The organism is Nocardioides szechwanensis (assembly GCF_900103935.1).
Lineage (GTDB): Bacteria > Actinomycetota > Actinomycetes > Propionibacteriales > Nocardioidaceae > Nocardioides > Nocardioides szechwanensis.
In genome coordinates this window covers 492,664-513,038 of the sequence record NZ_FNIC01000002.1, presented here as the reverse complement: position 1 = coordinate 513,038, position 20,375 = coordinate 492,664, and the positions used below count along the sequence as shown (strand labels likewise).

The window sequence follows — 20,375 nt, the reverse complement described above, 5'->3', positions numbered from 1 at the left end:
AGGGTGTTGGCACTCTCCACCGTCGCCTTCACCCTGATGTTCGCGGCCTGGCTGATGTTCGGCGTCCTGGGCCTCCCGATTCGCGACGAGTTCGGCCTGACCGACGTCCAGCTGTCCTGGCTCTCCGCCGTCGCCATCCTCAACGGCGCACTGTGGCGGCTCCCTGCGGGCATCGCCGCTGACCGGTTCGGTGGCCGGGTGGTCTTCACGGTGCTGCTGCTGGCCACCGCACTCTTCTCCTACCTCATCTCGCTGGCCGGTAGCTACGGCATGCTCCTGGTGCTGGCCTTCGCCGTGGGGTTCGCGGGCAACGCGTTCACCGCTGGCATCGCCTGGAACTCCGCCTGGTTCCCGCGCCACCACCAGGGGTTCGCGCTCGGCGTCTTCGGCGCCGGCAACGTGGGCGCGTCGGTCACGAAGTTCATCGGCCCCGTGCTGATCACCGCCACCGCGGGAGGCACCTACCTGGGCTTCGTGGAGGGCGGCTGGCGACTGATCCCCGTCATCTACGCCGCGCTGCTGGTCATCGTGGCCGTGCTGCTCTGGACCATGACGCCGCGCCAGGACCGCAAGCCCGGCGCCGGGCGGCCGCTGCGCGAGCAGCTGGTCCCGTTGCGCCAGGTCCGGGTCTGGCGTTTCAGCGCTTACTACGTGGCCGTGTTCGGCGCGTACGTCGCGCTCTCGGCCTGGCTGCCCAAGTACTACGTCGACAACTTCGACCTGTCCCTGAGCACGGCTGCCCTGCTCACGGCGACGTTCATCTTCCCGGCCAGCCTGCTGCGCCCGGTGGGCGGCTGGTTCTCGGACCGGCTGGGCGCGCGCCGGGTCATGTACTGGACCTTCGCCATCATGCTCGTCACGACCTTTCTCCTGATGATGCCGAACGGCCACGTCGTGGTGGAGGTCTCGGAGAAGCACACCTCGGCCGGCACCGCCGATGTCCTCCCCTACTCGATCGGCCTCTGGCCGTTCGCCATCCTGGTCTTCCTGCTCGGGTGCTCCATGGGCATCGGCAAGGCGGCCGTCTACAAGCACATCCCCGAGTACTTCCCCACCGAGGTCGGCTCCGTCGGCGGGCTGGTGGGCATGCTCGGCGCCCTGGGCGGGTTCTTCCTCCCGCCTCTGTTCGCCTACACGACCGCGTGGACAGGCCTGCCGTCCGCGACCTTCTTCGTCCTGTTCCTGCTGACCTTGGCGTGCGCCATCTGGATGCACTTCACGGTCCTTCAGATGCTGCACGAGCAGTCGCCTGAGCTGGCAGACCACTTCGAACAACCCACCCCCAGAGAGGCCCACGTCTGATGCCCACTTCATCAACCTCCACCGAGGACGAGCGGACCGGGAAAGAGTGGCTCCAGGACTGGGATCCTGAGAACGACGAGACGTGGGACAAGGCCCTCGCCTGGCGGACCCTGTCCGTCACGACGTTTACGCTGACGCTGGCCTTCGCGTCCTGGTTCATCGCCAGCGCCCTGGCTCCCAAGCTCACCAACCTCGGCTTCGACCTCACGCAGAACCAGCTGTACTGGCTGGTCGCCCTGCCGGGCCTCTCCGCAGGTCTCCTGCGGTTGGTGTGGATGGTGCTGCCGCCGATCCTCGGCACCCGCAGGCTGGTGTCGATGACCACCCTGCTCCTCCTGTTCCCCCTGGTGGGCTGGGCGATCGCGGTGCAGGACCCTGACACGTCCTACACGTGGCTGCTGGCGCTCTCGTTCATGTCCGGCATCGGCGGGGGCGCATTCTCCGGCTTCATGCCGAGCACGTCGTACTTCTTCCCCCGCCGCATGCAGGGGACGGCACTGGGCGTGCAGGCCGGCGTGGGCAACTTCGGTGTGTCACTGGTCCAGTTCGTGACCCCGTGGATCATCGGCTTCTCGATGATCGGCTTCCTCGGCGCCTCCCAGACCGAGTCGTTCCCGGGGAAGGCGTCCAAGGACGTCTGGTACCAGAACGCCACCTACGTCTACGTGCCGTTCGTCATCATCGGCGCGGTCCTTGCCTGGACCATGCTCAAGAGCGTCCCGATCAAGGCCAACGTGCGCCAGCAGTTCGACATCTTCAAGAACCAGGACACCTGGTGGATGACGCTGCTCTACATCATGACCTTCGGCACCTTCGCCGGTCTGTCCGGGCAGTTCGGCCTGCTCATCAAGAACCTCTACGGCGGAGGCAACGCCGAGATCGCGCGCCTGCTGTCGGACGGGACGACACAGGTGCTGGTGGAGGGCTACTCCATCCCTGACCCGGTCAAGTTCGCTTTCCTGGGCCCGCTCATCGGCGCCGGCGCTCGGGTGGTGTTCAGTCCGCTCACGGACAAGACGGGCGGGGCTCGGTGGACGCTCTTCAGCGGCATCGGCATCCTGGGGTCGGTCCTCTACACGAGCATGCACCTCTCACCGGAAACCTCCAGCGCCGCCGCCCTGGAGGCCGACTTCGACAAGTTCCTCTACGGGATGCTCGCGATCTTCCTGTTCGCCGGGATCGGCAACGCCGCCACGTTCAAACAGATGCCGATGATCTTCGAGCGGCGACAGGCCGGCGGAGTGATCGGGTGGACGGCAGCGATCGCCGCCTTCGGACCGTTCTTCTTCGGGGTCGGGCTGACCCTGATGGAACCGGAGACCTTCTTCTACATCGGAGTCGCGTTTGCGGCGATGTGCGTCGTGATCACGTGGATGCGGTACGTCCGTCCCGGCGCGCCCAAGCCCTCCTAGAAGCGCGGCGCAGCACAACACCGAGGTGGTTGGCTCCACCTCGGTGTTGTGTCTTGCTCACAATGAGCGCATCAGCGACCGAGCAGCTTGCGCCAGCCGCCTTCTCCCGCGACCCGGGGGTGGCCCGGACAGCGGTCGGCCTGGGGGACGTGGGCGAGGACCTGCTGGACGTGCCGGCCGCAGCCGGCCCAGCCGGTCTTGCCGCAGGTGCGGCAACGGACGGGTCTGCACATGGTCAGGCTCCTTCGGTCAGTCGTGCGAGAAGCGGACGGACGGCAGGATCCGGGTGAGCCACGCCGGGCTGTACCAGGCGGCCGCACCGGTGAGCCGCAGCATCACCGGCAGGAGCACGAGACGGACCAGGAAGGCGTCCAGCAGGACCGCGACGCCGAGCACGATACCCATCTCCTTGGGGGGCAGCGGGCCGGACAGGGCGAAGGTGAAGAACACCGCGACCATGACCGCTCCCGCGGCGAAGATGACCCGCCCGGAGTGGGCCAGGGAGCCGACCATCGCCTCCTTGGCGTCACCGGAGTGCTCCCAGTGCTCCTTGGCCGAGGCCAGCAGGAACACGGTGTAGTCCATCGCGATCGCGAAGATCATCGCGAAGAAGAACACCGGCGCCCAGGCGTCCAGGAAGCCCTGGGACTCGAAGCCGAGCAGGTCGGCCCCGATCCCCTCCTGGAAGACCAGGCGCGCCACGCCGAACGCCGCGGCGGTCGACAGCAGGCTGGCCAGGGTGCCCAGCAACGCGATCAGCGGCGCCTGGAGGGCGAACAGCAGCAGCAGGAAGCCCAGTGCCAGGATCACTCCGATCACGATCGGCGTGGAGTCGTCGAGCTGGGTCTTCAGGTCGAGGTTCTCCACGGGGGCACCACCGACGAGGGCGGAGTCGGGCAGGTCGGCGCGTAGCCGGTCGACGGTCTCTCCCAGCTGCGGGTCGGAGGGGTCGACCGTGGGCACGGCCTGGATCATCACCGAGTCGGTGCCGTCGGAGGCCGGCATCGGCGGCATGGCTCCCGCGATCCCCTCGTCGGCGTTGAGGACGGCCGTGGCGGCGTCGGCGTCGCTGGCGTTCATCACGATGGTCAGGGTGCCGGGGGCGCCGTCTCCGAAGGCGTCCTGGACCTGGTCGTAGCCGACCCGGGCGCTGGCCTCCTCCGGGAGGACCTTGATCGAGGGCATCGCGGTCTTGAGGCCGAAGATCGGTGCGGCCAGGGCCAGCAGGACGACGAGCGAGGCCAGTCCCCAGACCACCGGGCGCTTCCACAGGCGCTCGCCCCAGGCGGCGAACCTGGGCGAGCGGTGCTCACCGGTGTGCACCCACGGCAGGGACAGCTTGTTGATCTTGTAGTCGAGCTTGAACAGCACCAGCGGCAGCAGGGTGAGGGTGGCCGCGAGCACGAAGACCACCGAGAGCATGATCCCGCCGGCCATGGAGCGGAAGGACGGCGAGGGCACGAGCATCACCGCGGACAGTGAGATCAGCACGGTGGCACCGGAGAGCAGGACCGCCTTGCCGGCGGTGTCCATGGTCTCGGCGACCGCTTCCCTGGCCGTCTCGTGGTGCCCCATCCGGGCAGCTCGGAAGCGCACGACAAGGAACAGGGCGTAGTCGATCCCGAGCGCGAGCGCGAACATCATCGCGAAGTTCATCGCCCAGATCGAGACCGGCACCAGCTCGTTGATCAGGACCAGCGAACCGGCGGAGGCGACCAGCCCGGCCAGGGTGAGGATCAGCGGGAGCCCGGCGGCGACCAGGGCTCCGAAGGCGAGGACGAGGATGGCGAGGGTCACCGGCCACGAGACCATCTCGGACTTGAGCATCGCGTCCAGGTTGGCCTCGTTGAAGTCCGACCACAGCAGCGAGGCACCGGTCGGGTTGACCTCGACCCCGTCGCGGGACATGTCGGCCAGTGGACCCTTCAGGTCGTTGGCGGCGCGCACCATGTCGTTGGGGTCCGCATCGGCACCGGCGAGGAGGATCGCCGTCGTGCCGTCCTCGCTGAGCGTGGCACCCGGCACCGGCTGCACGATCTGGGCGATGCGGGAGTCCTCCTCGAGCAGTGCGGTGGCCTCGGCGAGGATCTCCGCGCCGGCCCCTTCGGTCACGGGGCCTTCGGTGCTGTGCACGACGACCTGGATGGCCGAGCTGGCGTTGCCACCGAAGCTCTCCTGGGCCAGCTCACGGGCCGCGACCGACTCAGATCCGTCGGCCTGCCAGCCCGCGCCGGAGAGGTTGTGCTCGACCTGGGGCGCGAACGCGCCAAGGCCCGCGATGATCAGCAGCCAGACCACCATCGTCAGGCGGGCATGCTCGGTCACCCACACGCCGAGGCGACCCAAGGGGCCGGGTCGCCACGGCAGGTCGTCGGTGGGCGGGTGGACAGGTGGGCGGCCGGTAGCCGTCGAGGTCATCGTCAGTCCGTTCGAGAGTGCGTCATCCCCCTAGGGGGTTTCCGGGAGAACATTAACAGATCCCCCCAGGGGGTTGTATAGTTGACGGCATGGCCGACTACACGATGAGCATCACGACCTCCCGCCCCTACGACGAGACGGTGGCTGCCGTGCGCGAGCAGCTCGCCGAGGCCGGTTTCGGCGTCCTGACCGAGATCGACATCAAGGCCACGCTCAAGGCGAAGCTGGACGTCGACGTCGACCCGCAGGTCATCCTCGGTGCGTGCCGCCCGCAGCTCGCCCACCGGGCGCTCGAGGTCGAGCCCTCGATCGCGGCCATGCTGCCGTGCAACGTCGTGGTCCGGGCGACCCCCGACGGCACTGTCGTGGAGGCCTTCGACCCGAACGTGATGATGTCCTTCGCCGGCGACGGTGCCGCGGGGGAGACACTGAGGTCCGTGGCGAGCGAAGCCCGCGACCGCCTCTCGGCCGCACTGGCCGCCCTCGACGAGAAAGCAGGAAGCTGATGGAGCTCGAGCCCACCGAGATGAAGGCGATCATCACCCGGATGAAGCGCGCCAACGGCCACCTGGCCAGCGTGATCCGGATGATGGAGGAGGGCTCCGACTGCGAGTCGGTCCTCACCCAGCTCGCCGCCGTCAACAAGGCGATCAGCCGCAGCGGCTACGCGATCGTGGCGACCGGGCTGCAGAACTGCCTGGAGGCCGGTGACGGCCTCGACAGCGTCGACGTGAAGAAGATGGAGAAGCTGTTCCTCGCCCTCGCCTGACGGTGAGCCGACGGCTCAGCGCCGCCCCTTCCCCTTGCCCTTGCCCTTGCTCTTCGGCTTGGCGTTGGCCTTGGGCTTCGTGACCTTGGGCTTCGTGACCTTGGGCTTCGTGACCTTGGGCTTGGTCTTGGTGGCGCCCGCGTGGGCCGTGGGTGGAGCGGTCGCGCTGGAGGCGACCTTCGCGGGCGCGGGCGTCTGGACCGCCTTCTTCGTCCCGGAGACGCTCGGGGTGCGGTCGGGAACGGCCCGGCCCGCGGCCGTCGGCTCCCCCGCCCCGAAGACCCCGGTCCCGGCGATGATCATCGCGGCCGCCACCAGGGCCGCCGAGGCCATCATCCCGGCCAAGGGGCGGCGACGACCGGCGCCCGCGGTGGGTGCCAGCGGGACCAGGTCGTGGGTGCTGCCGTGCTCCAGGGCGGTCAGGCGTCCGACCACCTGCTCCGCGGAGGGCCGGTCGGCGGCCTCCCGTGCGGTCATCGCCCGCAGCAGGTCCTGCCAGGCCGGCGGCAGGTCCGTGGGCACCTCCGGGTCGCGGGTCAGCCGGGCCAGCGCGGCCTCGGCGGTCGGCCCGATGAACGCCCGCTCGCCGGTGACGGACTCGAGCAGCACCAGCCCCAGCGCGTAGATGTCGACGGCCTGGGTCAGCTCGCCGCCGGTCACCTGCTCGGGCGCGAGGTAGCTCACCGTGCCGATCGTGGTGCCGGTCGCGGTGTGCCGGATCGCGTCGCCGACCAGGCGGGCGATGCCGAAGTCGGCGAGCTTGACCCGGCCGTCATGGCCCACCAGGACGTTGCCGGGCTTCACGTCGCGGTGGACGACGCCCTGACCGTGGGCGTAGGCCAGCGCCTCGGCCACCACCCGCAGGATCCGCGCCGCCTCGCCGCGGCCCAACGGACCCGCCTCCAGTGCCGCGGCCAGGTTGGTGCCTTCGACGAGCTCCATCACGAGGTAGGGATGGTCGTCGCTCGTGCCCGCGTCGAGTACCGTGACCAGCCCGGGATCGGACAGCTGCGCCAGCGTGCGGGCCTCGGCCGTGAACCGCGCCCGGTCCGCCTCCGACGTGGCCTCCTGACGCAGCAGCTTCACGGCGACCTCGCGGTCGAGCAGGGTGTCCTGGGCCCGGTGCACGTCGGCCACGCCCCCGCGCCCGATGACCGGGCCGAGCTCGTAACGACCGGCGATCCGGTCCATGAGCGCCGGCACCGCGAGCGGCTCGGAGGGCTCCGCGAGCAGCGCTGCCATGTCCGCGATCGCCTGGGTCGGCTCGGGGTCGACCTGTCCGGGGAGTTCCTGGTCGCGGTTCATGGGGCCTCGTCGTGTCGGTCCGCCCACGGGGGAGGCGGTGCTCCTCCCCCGGTTCCCGCTCCCCGCAGGCGGCAAACCCCGGGTAACGGCTAGGTCTTCGGTCAGTCGGGTCGACCGGTCGCGGCGATCCCGATCCCGAGCCCGATCATCGAGAGACCGCCGACGGCGCCGAGCGCGCGGCCCCGACCCGCGGAGGCGTTGAACCAGTCCCGCAGCCGGCTCGCGGCCGCCGCCCAGACGGCGTCGCACACCAGGCCGAGGGTGACCGCCAACGCCCCGAGCACGAACATCTGGACCGGGACGTGGCCCCGCGAGCGCTCGACGAACTGGGGCAGCAGCGCCGCGAAGATCATGAACCCCTTGGGGTTGCTGACCCCGACGACGAAGCCCTGACGCATCGCCGTACGCCACCCGATCGGCGATCGCGCCAGGTCGTCGTCGACGTGCAGGGCCGAGCGGTGGCGGAAGGCCTGGATGCCGAGCCAGACGAGGTAGGCCGCGCCCAGGACCTTGAGCACCGTGAACACCAGGATCGACTCGGCCACGACCGCGCCGAGCCCCACCGCGACCAGCGTCATCACCAGCAGCAGGCCCAGCGTGTTGCCCGCGACGCTCGCCAGTGCCACGCGCTGGCCGTAGGCCAGGGCGCGGCCGATCACGAAGACCACGCTGGGCCCCGGGATCACGATCAGGACCAGCGCCGCGAGCCCGAACGTCAGCAGCTGCTCACCGGACACGTTGGTCGACATCGGCGCCGCCTGGGGCTAGTCGAGCTCGCTGCGCGCGATCATCGGGGTGACCCGGACGTCGGCGTGGACGAACGCGTGGTCGGTCGCCGAGCTGACCGGCGAGCCGTAGTCGACGACGTGGCCGGAGAAGTCGACCTCGCCGGCTCCCATGATCCAGTCGATCTTGATCGGGCCGGCACCGGTGCTGCAGCCGCCCGAGTAGTAGGCACCGTTGGAGCCGACCATCCCGGTCGAGGCCGCGACCCGGCAGAAGAACTCGGTGTGCTCGTTGGTGTCGCCCAGGATGAAGACGGTCTTGCCGGTGCTGCGCAGCTCGTTGATGAGCGCGATCTCCTCGCCGGTCGCGGCGTCGCGATCGCCCTCCTGGTCGCGGGGCGAGTTGTGGATGTCGATGACGTAGAACTCGCCCTGGGTGGCGCGGTGCTGGAGCAGCACCCACGGGATCGGGCGCTGCTGGCGGTCGAACGTGGTCGTGATCGAGCCGGTGTCCTGCAGGGAGAACATCGAGTCGCGCCACGCGATCTGAAGCCGGACGCCCTGGTTGCCGAGCCCCTGGCCGGGCCAGATGGTGTAGCCCCCGAGCTGGCTCTGCATGACGGCAAGCTGGTCGTCCTGGACCTCCTGGAGACCCACGATGTCGACCCCACGACCCTCGATCGCGCCGGCCAGCGCGGCCGCGCGGCTGGTGCCTCCGGGAGCGTGCTGGCTGCCCAAGATGTTGAGGGTGCCAAGCCTGAAGGAGAACGGATCGCCCGGGACGGGGCCGGGCGGCAGCTTCTCGATCGTGGGCTTGGCCTCGACGACCTTGTAGGGCGGGATGCGCACCAGCGAGGACTCGGGGGCCTTCGCCGTGGCCGTCGTGGCCTTCAGGGCCGGCGTGCGGTTGCCGGACGCGAGGCCGCCGCGCGAGACGTCGACCGGTCGCGCGGTCACGTCGGCGCTGTGGACGACCGACTGGGCGGCCACGTCGACGACCGTCAGGTCGACCGGGCCGGGGGCGCTCAGGATGCCGATCCCCACCGCGGCCGATGTGACCAGGGTCGCCACGAGCAGCAGGGCTCGAGAGCGTGTGGGGCGGCGGCGCACCGGACGAGGATAGCGGCCGGAGCGGCCGATCACCCCATCAACGACCGACCCTGGACCTCAGCCGGGCGGTCGCGCGGACGAGATGGTGGTCGCTGGCACGACGTACTGCCTTGCCGTCCTCGGACTCGTAGTCGGAGAGCTCCAGAAGCCCTCGCCCAAAGATCCAGTCGACCCGAAGTGGGCGTTCGGGCGGCGCGCAGCGCCGAGCCGAGACCCAGCCGCCGTTAGCCGCTCTGAGGTCGGTGCGCCCGACGACCTTGCAGAAGCCCTCCCGGTGCTCGTTGAGGTCGCCCAGCAGCAGGACGGTGCGCCCGGTGCTCCGCAGCCGGTGCACGAGCTCGATGATCCGACCGGTCGCCCGGTCGCGTTCGAGCTCCTGGTTACGGGGAGAGTTGTGCACGTCGATGACGTAGAGCGCCCGCCCGGTGGCGCGGTGGCGGAGCAGGACCCAGGGGATCGGCCGGTTCTGGTGGTCGAACTTGGTCACGAGCGTGCCTGTGTCGAGCAGGTCGAAGGCCCGCTCGCGCCACACGACCTGCAACCGCAACGATCCCTTGCCGAGCTGGTAGGCCGGCCAGATCCGGTAGTGGTCCAGCTCGTGCTTGAGCACGAGGAGCTGGTCGGCCTGCACCTCCTGGAGCCCCACCAGGTCGAGGCTCTTGCGCTCGATCAGCTCGCTGACGATCCGGGCCCGCTTCTTGCCCGGTGGGCGCCCGCCGGGTCCCACCGTGTGCTGGCTGCCCAGGATGTTGAACGTGGCGACCTGGAACGACGCGTAGCGCGCGCGGGGAGTATCGGACGGCGCGGGCAGGGTCGGCACGGCGACGGCCGGGACCCCGAGGACGAGCGCCAGCAACCCCACGAGCGCGCCCACGCCATTGGACGTACGGCGCAGCGGTGCCGTGGGAGATGGTCTAGTCCGGGTCACGCATCGACGCTACAAATGCGCGGCGGGCCGGGGAAGCCACCGCGCCGCAGTGACGTGCGTGTTGTCGGAGGTGACGTCAGGGGTGTCCGGGTTGCGACTTCTTGGTGGAGGGGTCGAAACGGCCCTCGGCCTCGGACTGGGCGGCGCGCTTGAGGTGCTTGGTGAGGCTGAAGCCGAGCAGGGCGACAGCGAGGATGCCCAGCCCGAAGAGCGCGAAGGCGGTCCAGCCGGCGACGACGTCGTTGGGCTCGGGTCCCTTCTCCACGAGCGGGAGAAGAAGCAGGGTCAAGGCGTCCATGGTCACAGTCTCTCAGGCGGGGTCGATGATGGCGGCGAACAGGTCGTCCTCGGGGGTTCTCGACGCGACGTGGCTCACGACCAGCTCGTAGTCCTCGGTCGGCCAGACCTTCTCCTGGAGCTCGCGGGGCACTGCGAACCAGAAGCCGTCGGGGTCGATCTGGGTGGCGTGGGCGAGCAGCGCCTGGTCGCGCACGCCGAAGTAGTCGGCGCACGGAACCTTGGTCGTGATCCGGGCGTCCCACTCGGGCTCTGGCTTCCACTCGGCGAGCCGCTCGGCCCACGGCGACTCGAGGTCGTGGGCGAGCATCGCCTCGTGGATCGCCTGCATCCGGGGCCGGTTGAACGAGTGGTGGTAGTAGAGCTTGAGCGGCTGCCACGGCTCCCCCGCGTCGGGGAACAGCGAAGGGTCGCCGGCCGCCGCGAACGCCGCGACGCTCACCTCGTGGCAGCGGATGTGGTCGGGGTGCGGGTAGCCGCCCCGCTCGTCGTACGTCGTGACCACGTGGGGCCGGAACGAGCGGATCAGCGCGACCAGCCGCTCGGTCGCCTCCTCGAGCGGGACCTGGGCGAAGCAGCCCTCGGGCAGCGGGGGCTTGGGGTCGCCCTCCGGCCAGCCCGAGTCGACGAAGCCGAGCCAGTCCTGGGTCACGCCGAGGATGTCGCGCGCGCGCTCCATCTCCTGGCGGCGCACCTCGGAGATGTTGGCCAGGATCTCGGGTCGGTCCATCTTCGGGTTGAGGATCGAGCCGCGCTCGCCCCCGGTGCAGGTGACGACGTGGACGTCGACGCCCTCGGCGACGTAGCGCGCGGTGGACGCGGCGCCCTTGCTGGACTCGTCGTCGGGATGGGCGTGCACGTGCATCAACCGGAGGCCCTCACGGGCGCCGGTCGGAGGGTGCTGCGGCATCCCTCCATCGTAGGTGTCACCCTGGAGTGGTGACCGCGCAGACTCCCCCAGCACCTTCGGTCGACCGGTACGGCGCGCCCCGGCCGGGCCGGCGCAGGGCCGTCATCGCCGTCTCCGTCGTCGTCGCCCTCGCCTTCCTCGCGTGGCTCGCCTGGACCACGTGGGAGCACGCCAACCCCAGCGTCGACTCCGAGCTGGTGTCGTTCGACATCGTCGACGAGCACACCGCGACGGCGGTGCTCCAGGTCGAGTTCTCCGACGACGACATCGAGGCCAGCTGCATGCTGCGCGCCCTTGCGGAGGACCACTCCTCGGTCGGTGACCTGTCGTTCACCCCGGACCCGGACGAGGGCGACCGCTTCGAGGTGACGATCCGCACCGAGCGCCGGGCCACGTCCGTCGAGTCCGTCGGCTGTCTTGCCGAGGGCCAGTCACGCCGCCGCTGAGCCTGCTGCCGCCCGTACGAACCAGGTCTTTGGCACTTCCTTTGTATACTGATCCTTTGACCCGTCCCCGGGGCGTCAGCCCTGCGACGCCGAGACCGGCCGATCGGCCCGTTGTCTCGAAGCCTCACCACGCAGTCTCACCACTAATGCAGCAGTACAGGAGTACCCCCATGACGCAGCAGACCGAGCAGGGCACCATCTGGTTGACCCAGGACGCCTTCGACAAGCTCACGGCCGAGCTGGCCAACCTCAAGGGGCCTGTGCGCGAAGAGATCATCTCCAAGATCAGCGCTGCGCGTGACGAGGGTGACCTCAAGGAGAACGGCGGCTACCACGCCGCCCGCGAGGAGCAGGGCAAGCTCGAGGGCCGGATCAGGCAGCTCGAGGACATGCTGCGTCGCGCCGAGGTCGGCGAGACCCCTCCCGACGACGGCGTCGTCGAGCCCGGCATGGTCGTCACCTACCGCTTCGTCGGCGACGCCGAGGACGAGACCGAGACGTTCCTGCTGGGTGCCCGCGAGATCGAGCCCGAGGGCCTGACCGCATACTCCCCGCAGTCCCCGCTCGGCTCGGCCATCAACGGCCACAAGAAGGGCGAGACCGTCTCCTTCGAGGCGCCCAACGGCAAGCAGCTCGAGGTCGTCATCGTCGACGCGGTCCCCTACACAGGTTCGTGAAGCGACGGGAGTACGAGCGCAGCGAGTACTCCCAATGGAGCGACGGAGTCGCTCCACCGTCGCTCCACTCTTACTCGACGATCGTGTAGCCGCACTCGCGGAGGCGGGACTTCACCTTCGCGGCGTGCGGCTCGCCGCGCGTCTCGAGCTGGAGGTGTACCTCGACCTCGTCGAGGTGCAGCAGCGGCGAGATCCGCTCGTGTGCGACCTCGAGGACGTTGGCGCCGGCGTCGCCGACCTCCGCGAGCAGCTTCGCCAGCCCGCCGGGCAGGTCGGGGATGTTGACGCGCAGGTTGAGGTAGCGCCCCGCGGCGGCCATGCCGTGACGGATGACCTTGCCCAGCAGGAGCGGGTCGATGTTGCCGCCCGACAGGACCGCGACCACCGGGGTCTCGAACGCCGTCGGCTGGTCGAGCAGCGCCGCGACCGCGGCCGCTCCGGCCGGCTCGACGACCATCTTGGCCCGTTCGACCAGGGCCAGCAGCGCCCGTGACATCGACTCCTCGGAGACCGTGATGATGTCGTCGACGTAGTCGCGCACCGCGGCGAACGTGATCTCGCCGGGCAGGCCGACCGCGATGCCGTCGGCCATGGTGTTCATGGAGCTCAGCGCGACCGGGCGGCCCTGCCTCAGCGAGTCGGGATAGGCGGCAGCGCCCTTGGCCTGGACGCCGACGACGCGAACGCCGGGGAGCAGCGCCTTGACCGCGATCGCGATCCCGGCGAGCAGCCCTCCGCCGCCGGTCGGGACCAGCACCGTGCGCATGTCCGGTGCCTGCTCGACCATCTCGAGACCGCAGGTGCCCTGGCCCGCGACGATGTCGGCATGGTCGAAGGGGTGGATCAGCACGGCCCCCGTCTCCGCCGCGTGCTGCCCGGCGGCCCGCAGGGAGTCCTCCAGGTAGCGGCCCTCGAAGACCACCTCGGCGCCGTACCCCCGAGTGGCCTTCTCCTTCGGGATCGGAGCGCCCTCCGGCATGAACACGGTGGAGTGGATGCCGAGCAGCTGCGCGGCGAGTGCCACACCCTGTGCGTGGTTGCCGGCCGACGCCGCCACGACGCCGCGGGCCCGTTCCTCGGGGGTGAGCCGCGAGATCCGGACGTAGGCACCGCGGGCCTTGAAGGAGCCGGTGCGCTGGAGGTTCTCGCACTTGAGCCACACCGGACCGCCGACCAGCGCGGAGAGCCACCGGGACTCCTCCATCGGGGTGTTGATGGAGACCCCGGCGAGGACCGCCCGCGCCGACTCGATGTCGTCCAACGTCACGTCACTCATCAACCGGCGCCTCGATCTCCACGCTCGTGCCGGTCTCCTCGTAGTCCTGCCGGAGCTCCTCCACCGGATCCTCGTCGCCGATCGGCGTATAGGTCGCCAGGTGCTGGACGACGGCGTTAGCGGCGGCGGCCAGGGGTACGGCGACGAGGGCCCCGGCCACGCCGGCCACGATGACGCCGGCACCGATGGCGAAGATGACACCAAGGGGATGCATCGAGACCCAGCGGCCCATGAGGAACGGCTGGAGCACGTGCCCCTCGATCTGCTGGACTCCGATCACGACGCCGAGCATCAGCAGCGCGGTGATCGGGCCCTGGTCCACGAGCGCCACCAGGACCGCGACCGTCCCGGCGACAGACGCACCGATCATTGGCACGAACGACCCGAGGAACACGAGCACGCCGATCGCCAGCACGAACGGCACGCGGAGCACGGCGGCGCCGATCATGATGCCGACCGCGTCGACGAGGGCGACCAGCACCGTGGCGCGCACGAACTGGGTCAGCGAGATCCAGGCGACCCGACCCGAGCTGTCGACATGGGAGCGGGCGGCGCGCGGGGAGAGCCGGACCATCCACGCCCAGATCCGCTCGCCGTCGGCGAGGAAGAAGAAAGTGGAGAAGAGCACGATGAAGAAGCCGGCCAGCACGTGGGTGAGAGTGCTGCCGAGCGAGGTCACCTGGCTGAGGATCTCGCCGTTCTCGGCCCGGCTCGCGATGCCGTCCTGTGCCTGGTTGATCCAGTTGTTGATCTGCGACTCGCTGGCGTCGACCGGACCGTTCTTGAGCCAGTTCTTGATCTCCTCGAGGCCTTCGACCGTGGAGTCGGCGAGGTCGTTGGCGCCGTTGGCCACCTGCTGCCCCGCGAACGTGAGGAGCAGACCCACCATGCCGAGGCCACCGAGCACCACCAGGATCGCGGCAATGCCTCGCGGCACGTGGTGGCGAGCCATCCACGAGACCACGGGGCTGACCAGCGCCGAGATGAGCAGGGCGATCACCGCGGGGAGCGCGATGACCGAGAAGAATCCGATCGTCTTGAAGAGCACCGCGCCGGCCGCCACGATGACGAGGAAGCGCCAGCCCCACGCCGCGGCGAGGTCCAGCCCCCACGGGACCTGGGCCCGGTTGAAGTTGGACGGCCCGGACACGATCACCGGCGGCTCGCTGCGCCGCTCCTCGCGCATCGCGGACCACTGGTGGGCCAGGCGCTGGGTGATCGGCTCGAGGTGGGACGAGGAGCCCGGGAGCCGGAGCCGACGCCGGTGCTCGGGCTGCGCGTCCTGCCCCGGTTCGGCGTCGTCGTTGCTCACGGCGTCACCCTAGGCCAGGGGGTGTGACAACGGGTGTCACAGCAGTGTCATCGCGAGCCGGTAGGCGGCGTCGGGGTGGTCGGCGGCGAGCAGCCCCACCGCCGCCAGGACGTACGACGAGTCCACGACGACTCGGGCCCGCTCCGGCAGCTGCCACGCACCGTCGAGGTCGGCACCGACGCTGCCGGCGAGCACCCGCTCGGCCACACCGTCGCGGCCGTGGCGCAGCACGCCGCCGGACCCGACCAGGAGGTCCACCTCGCGCAGGTCCTTGCCGGAGCGCTCGACCACGCGGCCCTCGGGCCCGACCACGACCTTCGACCGGCCGGCGTGCCGGCGCAGGGCCAGCCCGACCGCGGCCCGGGCGATCGCCTCGTCGGCGTCCTGCTCGTCGGCGGTGGTGGGGAGGAAGCCCGGGTCCGACGCACGGCGTACGGCCTGGTGGGCGAGATCGGGGAGGCCGGCCGCCTCGACGGTGGTGTGCGCCGACCAGCGCATCCCGAGGTCGCCCTCGACGGTGCGGGTGACCGGCGTCGTCGCCACCACCTCGCGGGAGAGGCCGGAGTCCTCGGGGTCGACCTCGACGACCGAGTGCACGTCGGTGGTCGCGCCGCCGACGTCGACCACGACCACGTCGCCGGCTCCGGGGTGCTCGCTGTCGAGCCCGTTGGCGAGCAGCTCGACGCCGGTGAGCACGAGGTCGGGCGTGGCGCCGCGAACCATGGCCGTGAAGTCGGCGCGGCTGCTGAGGTGCTTGCCGCCGATCACGTGGGCCAGGAACATCTCGCGGATCGCGGCGCGCGCGCCGGCCGGGGCCAGCACGCCGATCTTGGGCACCACGTTGTCGGCCAGCACGTGCGGCACTGCGCCGAGGACGTCGCCGACCTCGGCCTGCGCCTCGACGTTGCCGGCCACGACGACCGGGCCGGTCCACCCGGACGCCACCAGGTCGCGTGCCGCCTGGAGCAGCACGTCGCTGTTGCCGCCGTCGGTGCCGCCGGTGAGCAGTACGACGTCGGGCCGGGTCGTGTGCCTCAGCGAGCGGTAGGGCGCACTGTCAGGGCCACGACCCGCCGCCGCGACCACCTCGACCACCTTGCCGCCGCTGGAGAGCGCCACCCGGCGACCCGCCTCCGCGGTCACCAGCTCCTCGTTGCCGATCACCGCGATCCGCAGCCCTCCTCCGGCGCTCGAGCAGGCGAGCACCTCGGCGTCCGCCGCGCGCGGGTCGGCGGCCACCAGCGCGGTCAGGCACTCGTCGTACCCGTCGAGGACGTCGCCGACCCCGTCGACCGGCAGCGTGGTGGCGTGCTCGGCGGAGGCCACGATCCGGCCCTGCGTCAGGTCGACCAGCGAGGCCTTGGTGAACGTCGAGCCGAAGTCGACGCAGACCGCGACGTCAGCCGAACGCACGGTCGAGGTCGGCGATCAGGTCGTCGACTGTCTCGATGCCGACGCTGAGCCGGACCAGGTCCGCGGGCACCTCGAGGTCGGTGCCGGCCACGCTCGCGTGGGTCATCCGACCGGGGTGCTCGATCAGCGACTCGATCCCGCCCAAGGACTCGGCCAGCGTGAAGACCTCGGTGCGCTCGCAGACGGCGAGCGCCGCGGCCTCGCCGCCGGCGACGCGGAACGACACCATCCCGCCGTACCGCTTCATCTGGCGCCCCGCGACCGCGTGCCCGGGGTGCTCCTCGAGGCCGGGGTAGATCACCTGGCTGACCGCGGGGTGGCCGGTGAGGAACTCGACGACCCGCTCGGCGTTGTCGCAGTGGCGGTCCATGCGCACCGCGAGCGTCTTGAGCCCGCGGTGGGTGAGGAACGAGTCGAACGGGCCGGGCACCGCACCCATGGCGTTCTGGTGGAACGTGACGGCCTCGGCGACGTCGAGGTCGCGTACGACGATCGCACCGCCGACCACGTCGGAGTGGCCGCCGACGTACTTCGTGGTCGAGTGGACGACGACGTCGGCACCGAGGACCAGCGGCTGCTGGAGGTAGGGCGAGGCGAACGTGTTGTCCACGACCAGCAGCGCACCGGCATCGTGGGCGACGGCCGCGAGGGCCTCGATGTCGCCGATGTTGAGCAGCGGGTTGGTGGGGGTCTCGACCCACACCAGCTTGGTCTCGCCGGGCCGGATCGCCGCGCGCACCGCGTCGACGTCGGAGACCGGTGCCGGGCTGTGCGTCAGCCCCCACGCCTGCTCGACCTTGTCGAACAGCCGGAACGTGCCGCCGTAGGCGTCGTCAGGGATCACCACGTGGTCGCCGGGCCGGCACAGGGCGCGCACCAACGTGTCCTCGGCGGCGAGGCCCGAGGCGAACGCGAAGCCACGCTCCCCCTCCTCCACCGCCGCCAGCGCGCCCTCGAGCGCAGTGCGGGTGGGGTTGGCCGAGCGGCTGTACTCGTAGCCGCCGCGCAGCCCTCCGACGCCGTCCTGCTTGTACGTCGAGGTCGCGTAGATCGGTGGGATCACGGCCCCGGTGGTCGGATCGGGCTCGTAGCCGGCGTGGATCGCACGCGTCTCGAAGCCGGACTTGTTCCTGTGCTGCTGCTCGCTCACTCATCGAGCGTACTCAGACCGATCTCGACGCCGACGGGGTAGTCCTCCTGGGTTCCCGCGTAGTCACTTCGAGTCATTTCGTCGCCCACGGGTATCGCTGGCCGCCGACACTCGTTGTGCTGTGCAGGGAGATGTCGCTCGGGCTCTCCTCACCCTGCCGGGGAGGCGGGAACGATGCAGACCACGCGCACCTTCACCATGGCCGTGTCGGGCGACCTCGACCTCGAGGGCGCCCTCCGGCTGCGCGAGGCGGTCTGCCGCCAGCTCGCCCCCGACGTGGCCGCCGACGTGACGATGGACCTCACCGACGTCCGCTTCATCGACTGCTCCGGGGTGGGCGCGCTGCTGTGGACCCGCCGTCGCGTCCGGGACTCCGGCGGCACCCTCGTCCTGTCCGGCGGCAACCGCAGCGTGACCCGCCTGCTCCATCCCCTCGGGCTCTCGGCGGTGCTGTCCGAGACCCGCCGCCTTGCGTGACCGGAGACAATGGAGCCATGTTCTTCTCCCGCAGCAAGACCGAGCTGATCGACGCCGAGCAGGCCCTTCCCGGCCGTAGCGAGCGCAACTTTCCCCTGGCCGAGAAGCACCTGGTGCTCGGCACTCCGCTGGTCACCGACGAGGCACCCGCCGGCTTCGACGTCGCGGTCTTCGGGCTCGGCTGCTTCTGGGGCGCCGAGGAGATCTACTGGAAGACCCCCGGCGTCTGGTCGACGTCGGTCGGCTACGCCGGCGGACACACCCCGCATCCGTCGTACGAGGAGGTCTGCTCGGGGCGCACCGCGCACACCGAGGCCGTCCGCATCGTCTTCGACCCTGCCCGTGTGTCCTTCGCCGACCTGGTCAAGCGCTTCTTCGAGGTGCACGACCCGACCCAGGGCATGCGCCAGGGCAACGACGTCGGAACGCAGTACCGCTCCGCCATCTACTTCACCTCCCCCGAGCAGGAGAAGGTCGCGCGCGAGCTGACCGACGTGTACGGCGCCGAGCTCGCCCGCCGCGGCTTGGGCGAGATCACCACCGAGGTGCGCGAGGTCCCGACGTACTACTACGCCGAGGACCACCACCAGCAGTACCTCGCCAAGAACCCCCACGGCTACCGTTGCCACGCCAACACCGGCGTGAAGTTCCCCGAGACTGCCTGACCGGCACGGACGGGCCCCATCGTCATCGGCCTCAGCCCCATCGCCGTCGCCACCCCGAGCCCGCAATGCCTTGGGCGCTCGCATCGCGGCAGGAGCTCGCACTCTTGGGAGACGCAAACCACGTTCACGGGCGCTGGCGCACGCGCCTGTTCTCGCCGAACGGGCGGTCGCACACCGGTGCCGGTGCCGCGGCGACCGGCGGCGCCACAGGTCTGTGCCGTGGGTAAGTTAGTCCTTCTTTCGGGACTTCTTCGAACGCTCCGGCGGCATGATGAGCTCGGGGATCTTACCTTCTTTATCTCTGTTTATCGGATCTCGATAAAGCGGACTAAAGTTTGTAAGGGTCCGCAGGACGCTAGCCCATCGCGGCCTCCAGTTACACGGCGCTGTTCTGGAGCACGCCTACCCCCGCGGGTCGGCTCACGAGCGACGCGCCGCGCCGGGGCCACACAGCTTCTTCCCGCTCCCAGCTCGGTACTAGGGCGGCGATGATCCGACGTCCGCTCATCGACGTTGCGCACCATCAGCGGCATTATGCACAGGATCGCGGCGGTCGCTCATGATGCTTCGCCTTCCGTGAGGCCGGTGAGGAGCTGGTCGAAGAGGGCGGTTCGGTGGTGTTGGCCCTTGGCTGCAGCGTCGTCGTGCTGGGCTTGCAGGGTGGGTCGGAACTCGATGCTGGTCTGGAAGAAGCTGCAGTTCTCGCAGATGGCCTCGAAGGCGCAGTCGAGCTCGGTCGGGCGGGTGCAGTAGCCGTTGCCGAGCAGTCGCATGAACTCCAGATAGTCGTCGACCAGCGGCACCCCGAGCCGGACCACCACCTGCCCGGACGGCCCTCGAGAACGGATTAGACACGGATCGAGCAGCGACATCTCGGGGCCTCCAGCTCCGTCGACAGGCAGCCACAACGGCTGGTCGAAATGTCCTGCTGGATCACGTGCATAACTGGATCACGTGCATAACAAGCAAGAGCGTGCGTCTTCGGGCGCACGCTGCGCGGCAAGATCGCTCGTTGGCCTCGACAGGCAGATGCGACTGCATCGGCCATGCGCCACGCTCAACTTCAGCCGGTGGCAGCCAACCTGCCTGTCCATGTGTCACGAACGCGGGTCCGCTGGGAACATGTCTCAGTGCGGACAGTCCATGACGTCCGCGGCCTCGACCTCAGACAGGTCACACCGATGAGGGCCGTCCGTCGCTAGGACAGCGGGTCCGTGTGGTGGCCGATCATGGCCCACCGGTCACCCTCGAGGCGGTACATGCTCGTGGCCCGGATGTCGACAAGTTGCGTGACGCCTCCGACTTCCACGCTGCCGCGTTCGCAGCCGACCACGAAACCGAGGTCGGACGAGCTGAGGCACCGGAGCTCCTCAGCGGCGACCTGACCGCCGAGTCGGGCAGCGGCCTGTTTCTCCCACGACTCTCGGACGGCCTCCCAACCCACGAGAAGCTCGCCGAACGGGCTCATGTAAGTCACGTCGTCCGCGTGCGACCAGACCTCCAGCATCGGTCCCACGTCTCCGGTCAGCATCGTGTTGAGTGCCCTGTAGAACGTGTCGGAAGCCTGCTCGAGGGTGCTCATCGCCAGAGCGTCCCACCGCGCTGGTAGCACGTCAAGGAAGGTCCGGAAGCAGCACGGATGACGAAGGGGTCGCGACTGAACCGCTTCTGCAACCTCGTCTAGATCCATGCCGTCCGGCATGTAGCGACTGAGGAACAACGGCTCAGTCGAGGCATCTAAGGGTCGAGCTTGAGAAGATTTTCGATCATTGTGGCGACGGAA

The 20,375-nt window shown here is 69.9% G+C and carries 22 protein-coding genes; 8 read left to right on the top strand and 14 right to left on the bottom strand.

Features of this window, described 5'->3' with window-relative positions:
* Positions 1-3: 3 nt before the first annotated feature.
* Together BLR90_RS07680 and BLR90_RS07675 are read left to right on the top strand one after the other, a co-directional pair.
* On the top strand, positions 4-1,302 hold the full coding sequence (locus BLR90_RS07680) for an MFS transporter (protein ID WP_245715204.1): 1,299 nt from the start codon (positions 4-6) through the stop codon (positions 1,300-1,302).
* On the top strand, positions 1,302-2,714 hold the full coding sequence (locus BLR90_RS07675; protein ID WP_091024147.1) for an MFS transporter: 1,413 nt from the start codon (positions 1,302-1,304) through the stop codon (positions 2,712-2,714). Before BLR90_RS07680 ends, BLR90_RS07675 begins: the two co-directional genes overlap by 1 nt.
* 71 nt (positions 2,715-2,785) lie before the next feature.
* On the opposite strand, the gene BLR90_RS20950 is transcribed toward BLR90_RS07675, so the two are convergent.
* Positions 2,786-2,947: a hypothetical protein gene (locus tag BLR90_RS20950; RefSeq protein ID WP_091024145.1), complete on the bottom strand. Its 162-nt coding sequence runs from the start codon at positions 2,945-2,947 to the stop codon at positions 2,786-2,788.
* Positions 2,948-2,963: 16 nt separating this feature from the next.
* Positions 2,964-5,132 (bottom strand): MMPL family transporter, encoded by a 2,169-nt coding sequence (locus tag BLR90_RS07665; protein ID WP_091024143.1) that lies wholly within the window; start codon positions 5,130-5,132, stop codon positions 2,964-2,966.
* Positions 5,133-5,221: 89 nt separating this feature from the next.
* Between BLR90_RS07665 and BLR90_RS07660 the strand changes: the two genes are divergently transcribed.
* Both BLR90_RS07660 and BLR90_RS07655 read left to right on the top strand, forming a co-directional pair.
* Entirely contained in the window at positions 5,222-5,638 is a 417-nt protein-coding gene (locus tag BLR90_RS07660; protein ID WP_091024141.1) for a DUF302 domain-containing protein, read from the top strand.
* A complete protein-coding gene (locus BLR90_RS07655; protein ID WP_091024139.1) occupies positions 5,638-5,901 on the top strand; it encodes a metal-sensitive transcriptional regulator in 264 nt (87 codons plus the stop codon). Before BLR90_RS07660 ends, BLR90_RS07655 begins: the two co-directional genes overlap by 1 nt.
* Before the next feature lie 15 nt (positions 5,902-5,916).
* Here the strand turns inward: BLR90_RS07655 and BLR90_RS07650 are convergent, their stop codons facing one another.
* The 6 genes from BLR90_RS07650 to mca form a co-directional block, all read right to left on the bottom strand.
* Positions 5,917-7,206: a serine/threonine-protein kinase gene (locus BLR90_RS07650; protein WP_091024138.1), complete on the bottom strand. Its 1,290-nt coding sequence runs from the start codon at positions 7,204-7,206 to the stop codon at positions 5,917-5,919.
* Between the two features lie 101 nt (positions 7,207-7,307).
* Entirely contained in the window at positions 7,308-7,955 is a 648-nt protein-coding gene (locus BLR90_RS07645; protein WP_091024136.1) for a LysE family translocator, read from the bottom strand.
* Between the two features lie 15 nt (positions 7,956-7,970).
* On the bottom strand, positions 7,971-9,041 hold the full coding sequence (locus tag BLR90_RS07640; protein ID WP_170254344.1) for an endonuclease/exonuclease/phosphatase family protein: 1,071 nt from the start codon (positions 9,039-9,041) through the stop codon (positions 7,971-7,973).
* 37 nt (positions 9,042-9,078) lie between these two features.
* The gene (locus BLR90_RS07635; protein ID WP_091024132.1) at positions 9,079-9,969 is read right to left on the bottom strand and encodes an endonuclease/exonuclease/phosphatase family protein; all 891 of its coding nucleotides are present in this window, start codon (positions 9,967-9,969) and stop codon (positions 9,079-9,081) included.
* A 76-nt stretch (positions 9,970-10,045) separates the two neighbouring features.
* On the bottom strand, positions 10,046-10,267 hold the full coding sequence (locus tag BLR90_RS07630) for a hypothetical protein (protein ID WP_091024130.1): 222 nt from the start codon (positions 10,265-10,267) through the stop codon (positions 10,046-10,048).
* A gap of 12 nt (positions 10,268-10,279) precedes the next feature.
* The gene (gene mca, locus BLR90_RS07625; RefSeq protein ID WP_091024128.1) at positions 10,280-11,176 is read right to left on the bottom strand and encodes a mycothiol conjugate amidase Mca; all 897 of its coding nucleotides are present in this window, start codon (positions 11,174-11,176) and stop codon (positions 10,280-10,282) included.
* A gap of 29 nt (positions 11,177-11,205) precedes the next feature.
* Between mca and BLR90_RS07620 the strand changes: the two genes are divergently transcribed.
* Together BLR90_RS07620 and greA are read left to right on the top strand one after the other, a co-directional pair.
* On the top strand, positions 11,206-11,622 hold the full coding sequence (locus tag BLR90_RS07620; protein ID WP_170254345.1) for a DUF4307 domain-containing protein: 417 nt from the start codon (positions 11,206-11,208) through the stop codon (positions 11,620-11,622).
* Between the two features lie 170 nt (positions 11,623-11,792).
* Positions 11,793-12,299, top strand: coding sequence for a transcription elongation factor GreA (greA, locus tag BLR90_RS07615; protein WP_091024124.1), 507 nt, complete (start codon positions 11,793-11,795; stop codon positions 12,297-12,299).
* Between the two features lie 70 nt (positions 12,300-12,369).
* On the opposite strand, the gene ilvA is transcribed toward greA, so the two are convergent.
* Genes ilvA through BLR90_RS07595 form a run of 4 tightly spaced genes read right to left on the bottom strand, consistent with a single transcriptional unit; the run spans position 12,370 to position 17,450 of the window.
* Positions 12,370-13,575 (bottom strand): threonine ammonia-lyase, encoded by a 1,206-nt coding sequence (gene ilvA, locus BLR90_RS07610; RefSeq protein WP_091024122.1) that lies wholly within the window; start codon positions 13,573-13,575, stop codon positions 12,370-12,372.
* The gene (locus BLR90_RS07605; protein ID WP_245715203.1) at positions 13,568-14,887 is read right to left on the bottom strand and encodes an AI-2E family transporter; all 1,320 of its coding nucleotides are present in this window, start codon (positions 14,885-14,887) and stop codon (positions 13,568-13,570) included. Before BLR90_RS07605 ends, ilvA begins: the two co-directional genes overlap by 8 nt.
* Positions 14,888-14,923: 36 nt before the next feature.
* Positions 14,924-16,300 (bottom strand): glutamate mutase L, encoded by a 1,377-nt coding sequence (locus tag BLR90_RS07600; protein ID WP_091024120.1) that lies wholly within the window; start codon positions 16,298-16,300, stop codon positions 14,924-14,926.
* Positions 16,287-17,450, bottom strand: a complete 1,164-nt coding sequence (locus BLR90_RS07595) for a cystathionine gamma-synthase (RefSeq protein WP_091024109.1) — start codon at positions 17,448-17,450, stop codon at positions 16,287-16,289. Before BLR90_RS07595 ends, BLR90_RS07600 begins: the two co-directional genes overlap by 14 nt.
* Before the next feature lie 174 nt (positions 17,451-17,624).
* On the opposite strand from BLR90_RS07595, the gene BLR90_RS07590 reads away from it, so the two are divergent.
* Positions 17,625-17,927, top strand: a complete 303-nt coding sequence (locus BLR90_RS07590; RefSeq protein WP_091024107.1) for an STAS domain-containing protein — start codon at positions 17,625-17,627, stop codon at positions 17,925-17,927.
* A 17-nt stretch (positions 17,928-17,944) separates the two neighbouring features.
* Positions 17,945-18,592 carry a peptide-methionine (S)-S-oxide reductase MsrA gene (gene msrA, locus BLR90_RS07585; RefSeq protein ID WP_091024105.1) on the top strand — a complete coding sequence of 216 codons (648 nt, stop codon included), beginning with the start codon at positions 17,945-17,947 and terminating at the stop codon, positions 18,590-18,592.
* Positions 18,593-19,149: 557 nt separating this feature from the next.
* On the opposite strand, the gene BLR90_RS07580 is transcribed toward msrA, so the two are convergent.
* On the bottom strand, positions 19,150-19,464 hold the full coding sequence (locus BLR90_RS07580; protein ID WP_218029427.1) for a hypothetical protein: 315 nt from the start codon (positions 19,462-19,464) through the stop codon (positions 19,150-19,152).
* A 326-nt stretch (positions 19,465-19,790) separates the two neighbouring features.
* Positions 19,791-20,174: a YybH family protein gene (locus BLR90_RS07575; RefSeq protein WP_170254346.1), complete on the bottom strand. Its 384-nt coding sequence runs from the start codon at positions 20,172-20,174 to the stop codon at positions 19,791-19,793.
* Between the last annotated feature and the right edge of the window lie 201 nt (positions 20,175-20,375).

Excerpts from the sequence above, each read along its gene's own strand:
- BLR90_RS07675 (WP_091024147.1), top strand. The coding sequence starts at position 1,302 with ATGCCCACTTCATCAACCTCCACCGAGGACGAGCGGACCGGGAAAGAG.
- BLR90_RS20950 (WP_091024145.1), bottom strand. The coding sequence starts at position 2,947 with ATGTGCAGACCCGTCCGTTGCCGCACCTGCGGCAAGACCGGCTGGGCC.
- BLR90_RS07665 (WP_091024143.1), bottom strand. The coding sequence starts at position 5,132 with ATGACCTCGACGGCTACCGGCCGCCCACCTGTCCACCCGCCCACCGAC.
- BLR90_RS07660 (WP_091024141.1), top strand. The coding sequence starts at position 5,222 with ATGGCCGACTACACGATGAGCATCACGACCTCCCGCCCCTACGACGAG.
- BLR90_RS07655 (WP_091024139.1), top strand. The coding sequence starts at position 5,638 with ATGGAGCTCGAGCCCACCGAGATGAAGGCGATCATCACCCGGATGAAG.
- BLR90_RS07650 (WP_091024138.1), bottom strand. The coding sequence starts at position 7,206 with ATGAACCGCGACCAGGAACTCCCCGGACAGGTCGACCCCGAGCCGACC.
- BLR90_RS07645 (WP_091024136.1), bottom strand. The coding sequence starts at position 7,955 with ATGTCGACCAACGTGTCCGGTGAGCAGCTGCTGACGTTCGGGCTCGCG.
- BLR90_RS07630 (WP_091024130.1), bottom strand. The coding sequence starts at position 10,267 with ATGGACGCCTTGACCCTGCTTCTTCTCCCGCTCGTGGAGAAGGGACCC.
- mca (WP_091024128.1), bottom strand. The coding sequence starts at position 11,176 with ATGCCGCAGCACCCTCCGACCGGCGCCCGTGAGGGCCTCCGGTTGATG.
- greA (WP_091024124.1), top strand. The coding sequence starts at position 11,793 with ATGACGCAGCAGACCGAGCAGGGCACCATCTGGTTGACCCAGGACGCC.
- ilvA (WP_091024122.1), bottom strand. The coding sequence starts at position 13,575 with ATGAGTGACGTGACGTTGGACGACATCGAGTCGGCGCGGGCGGTCCTC.
- BLR90_RS07590 (WP_091024107.1), top strand. The coding sequence starts at position 17,625 with ATGCAGACCACGCGCACCTTCACCATGGCCGTGTCGGGCGACCTCGAC.
- msrA (WP_091024105.1), top strand. The coding sequence starts at position 17,945 with ATGTTCTTCTCCCGCAGCAAGACCGAGCTGATCGACGCCGAGCAGGCC.
- BLR90_RS07580 (WP_218029427.1), bottom strand. The coding sequence starts at position 19,464 with ATGTCGCTGCTCGATCCGTGTCTAATCCGTTCTCGAGGGCCGTCCGGG.
- BLR90_RS07575 (WP_170254346.1), bottom strand. The coding sequence starts at position 20,174 with ATGAGCACCCTCGAGCAGGCTTCCGACACGTTCTACAGGGCACTCAAC.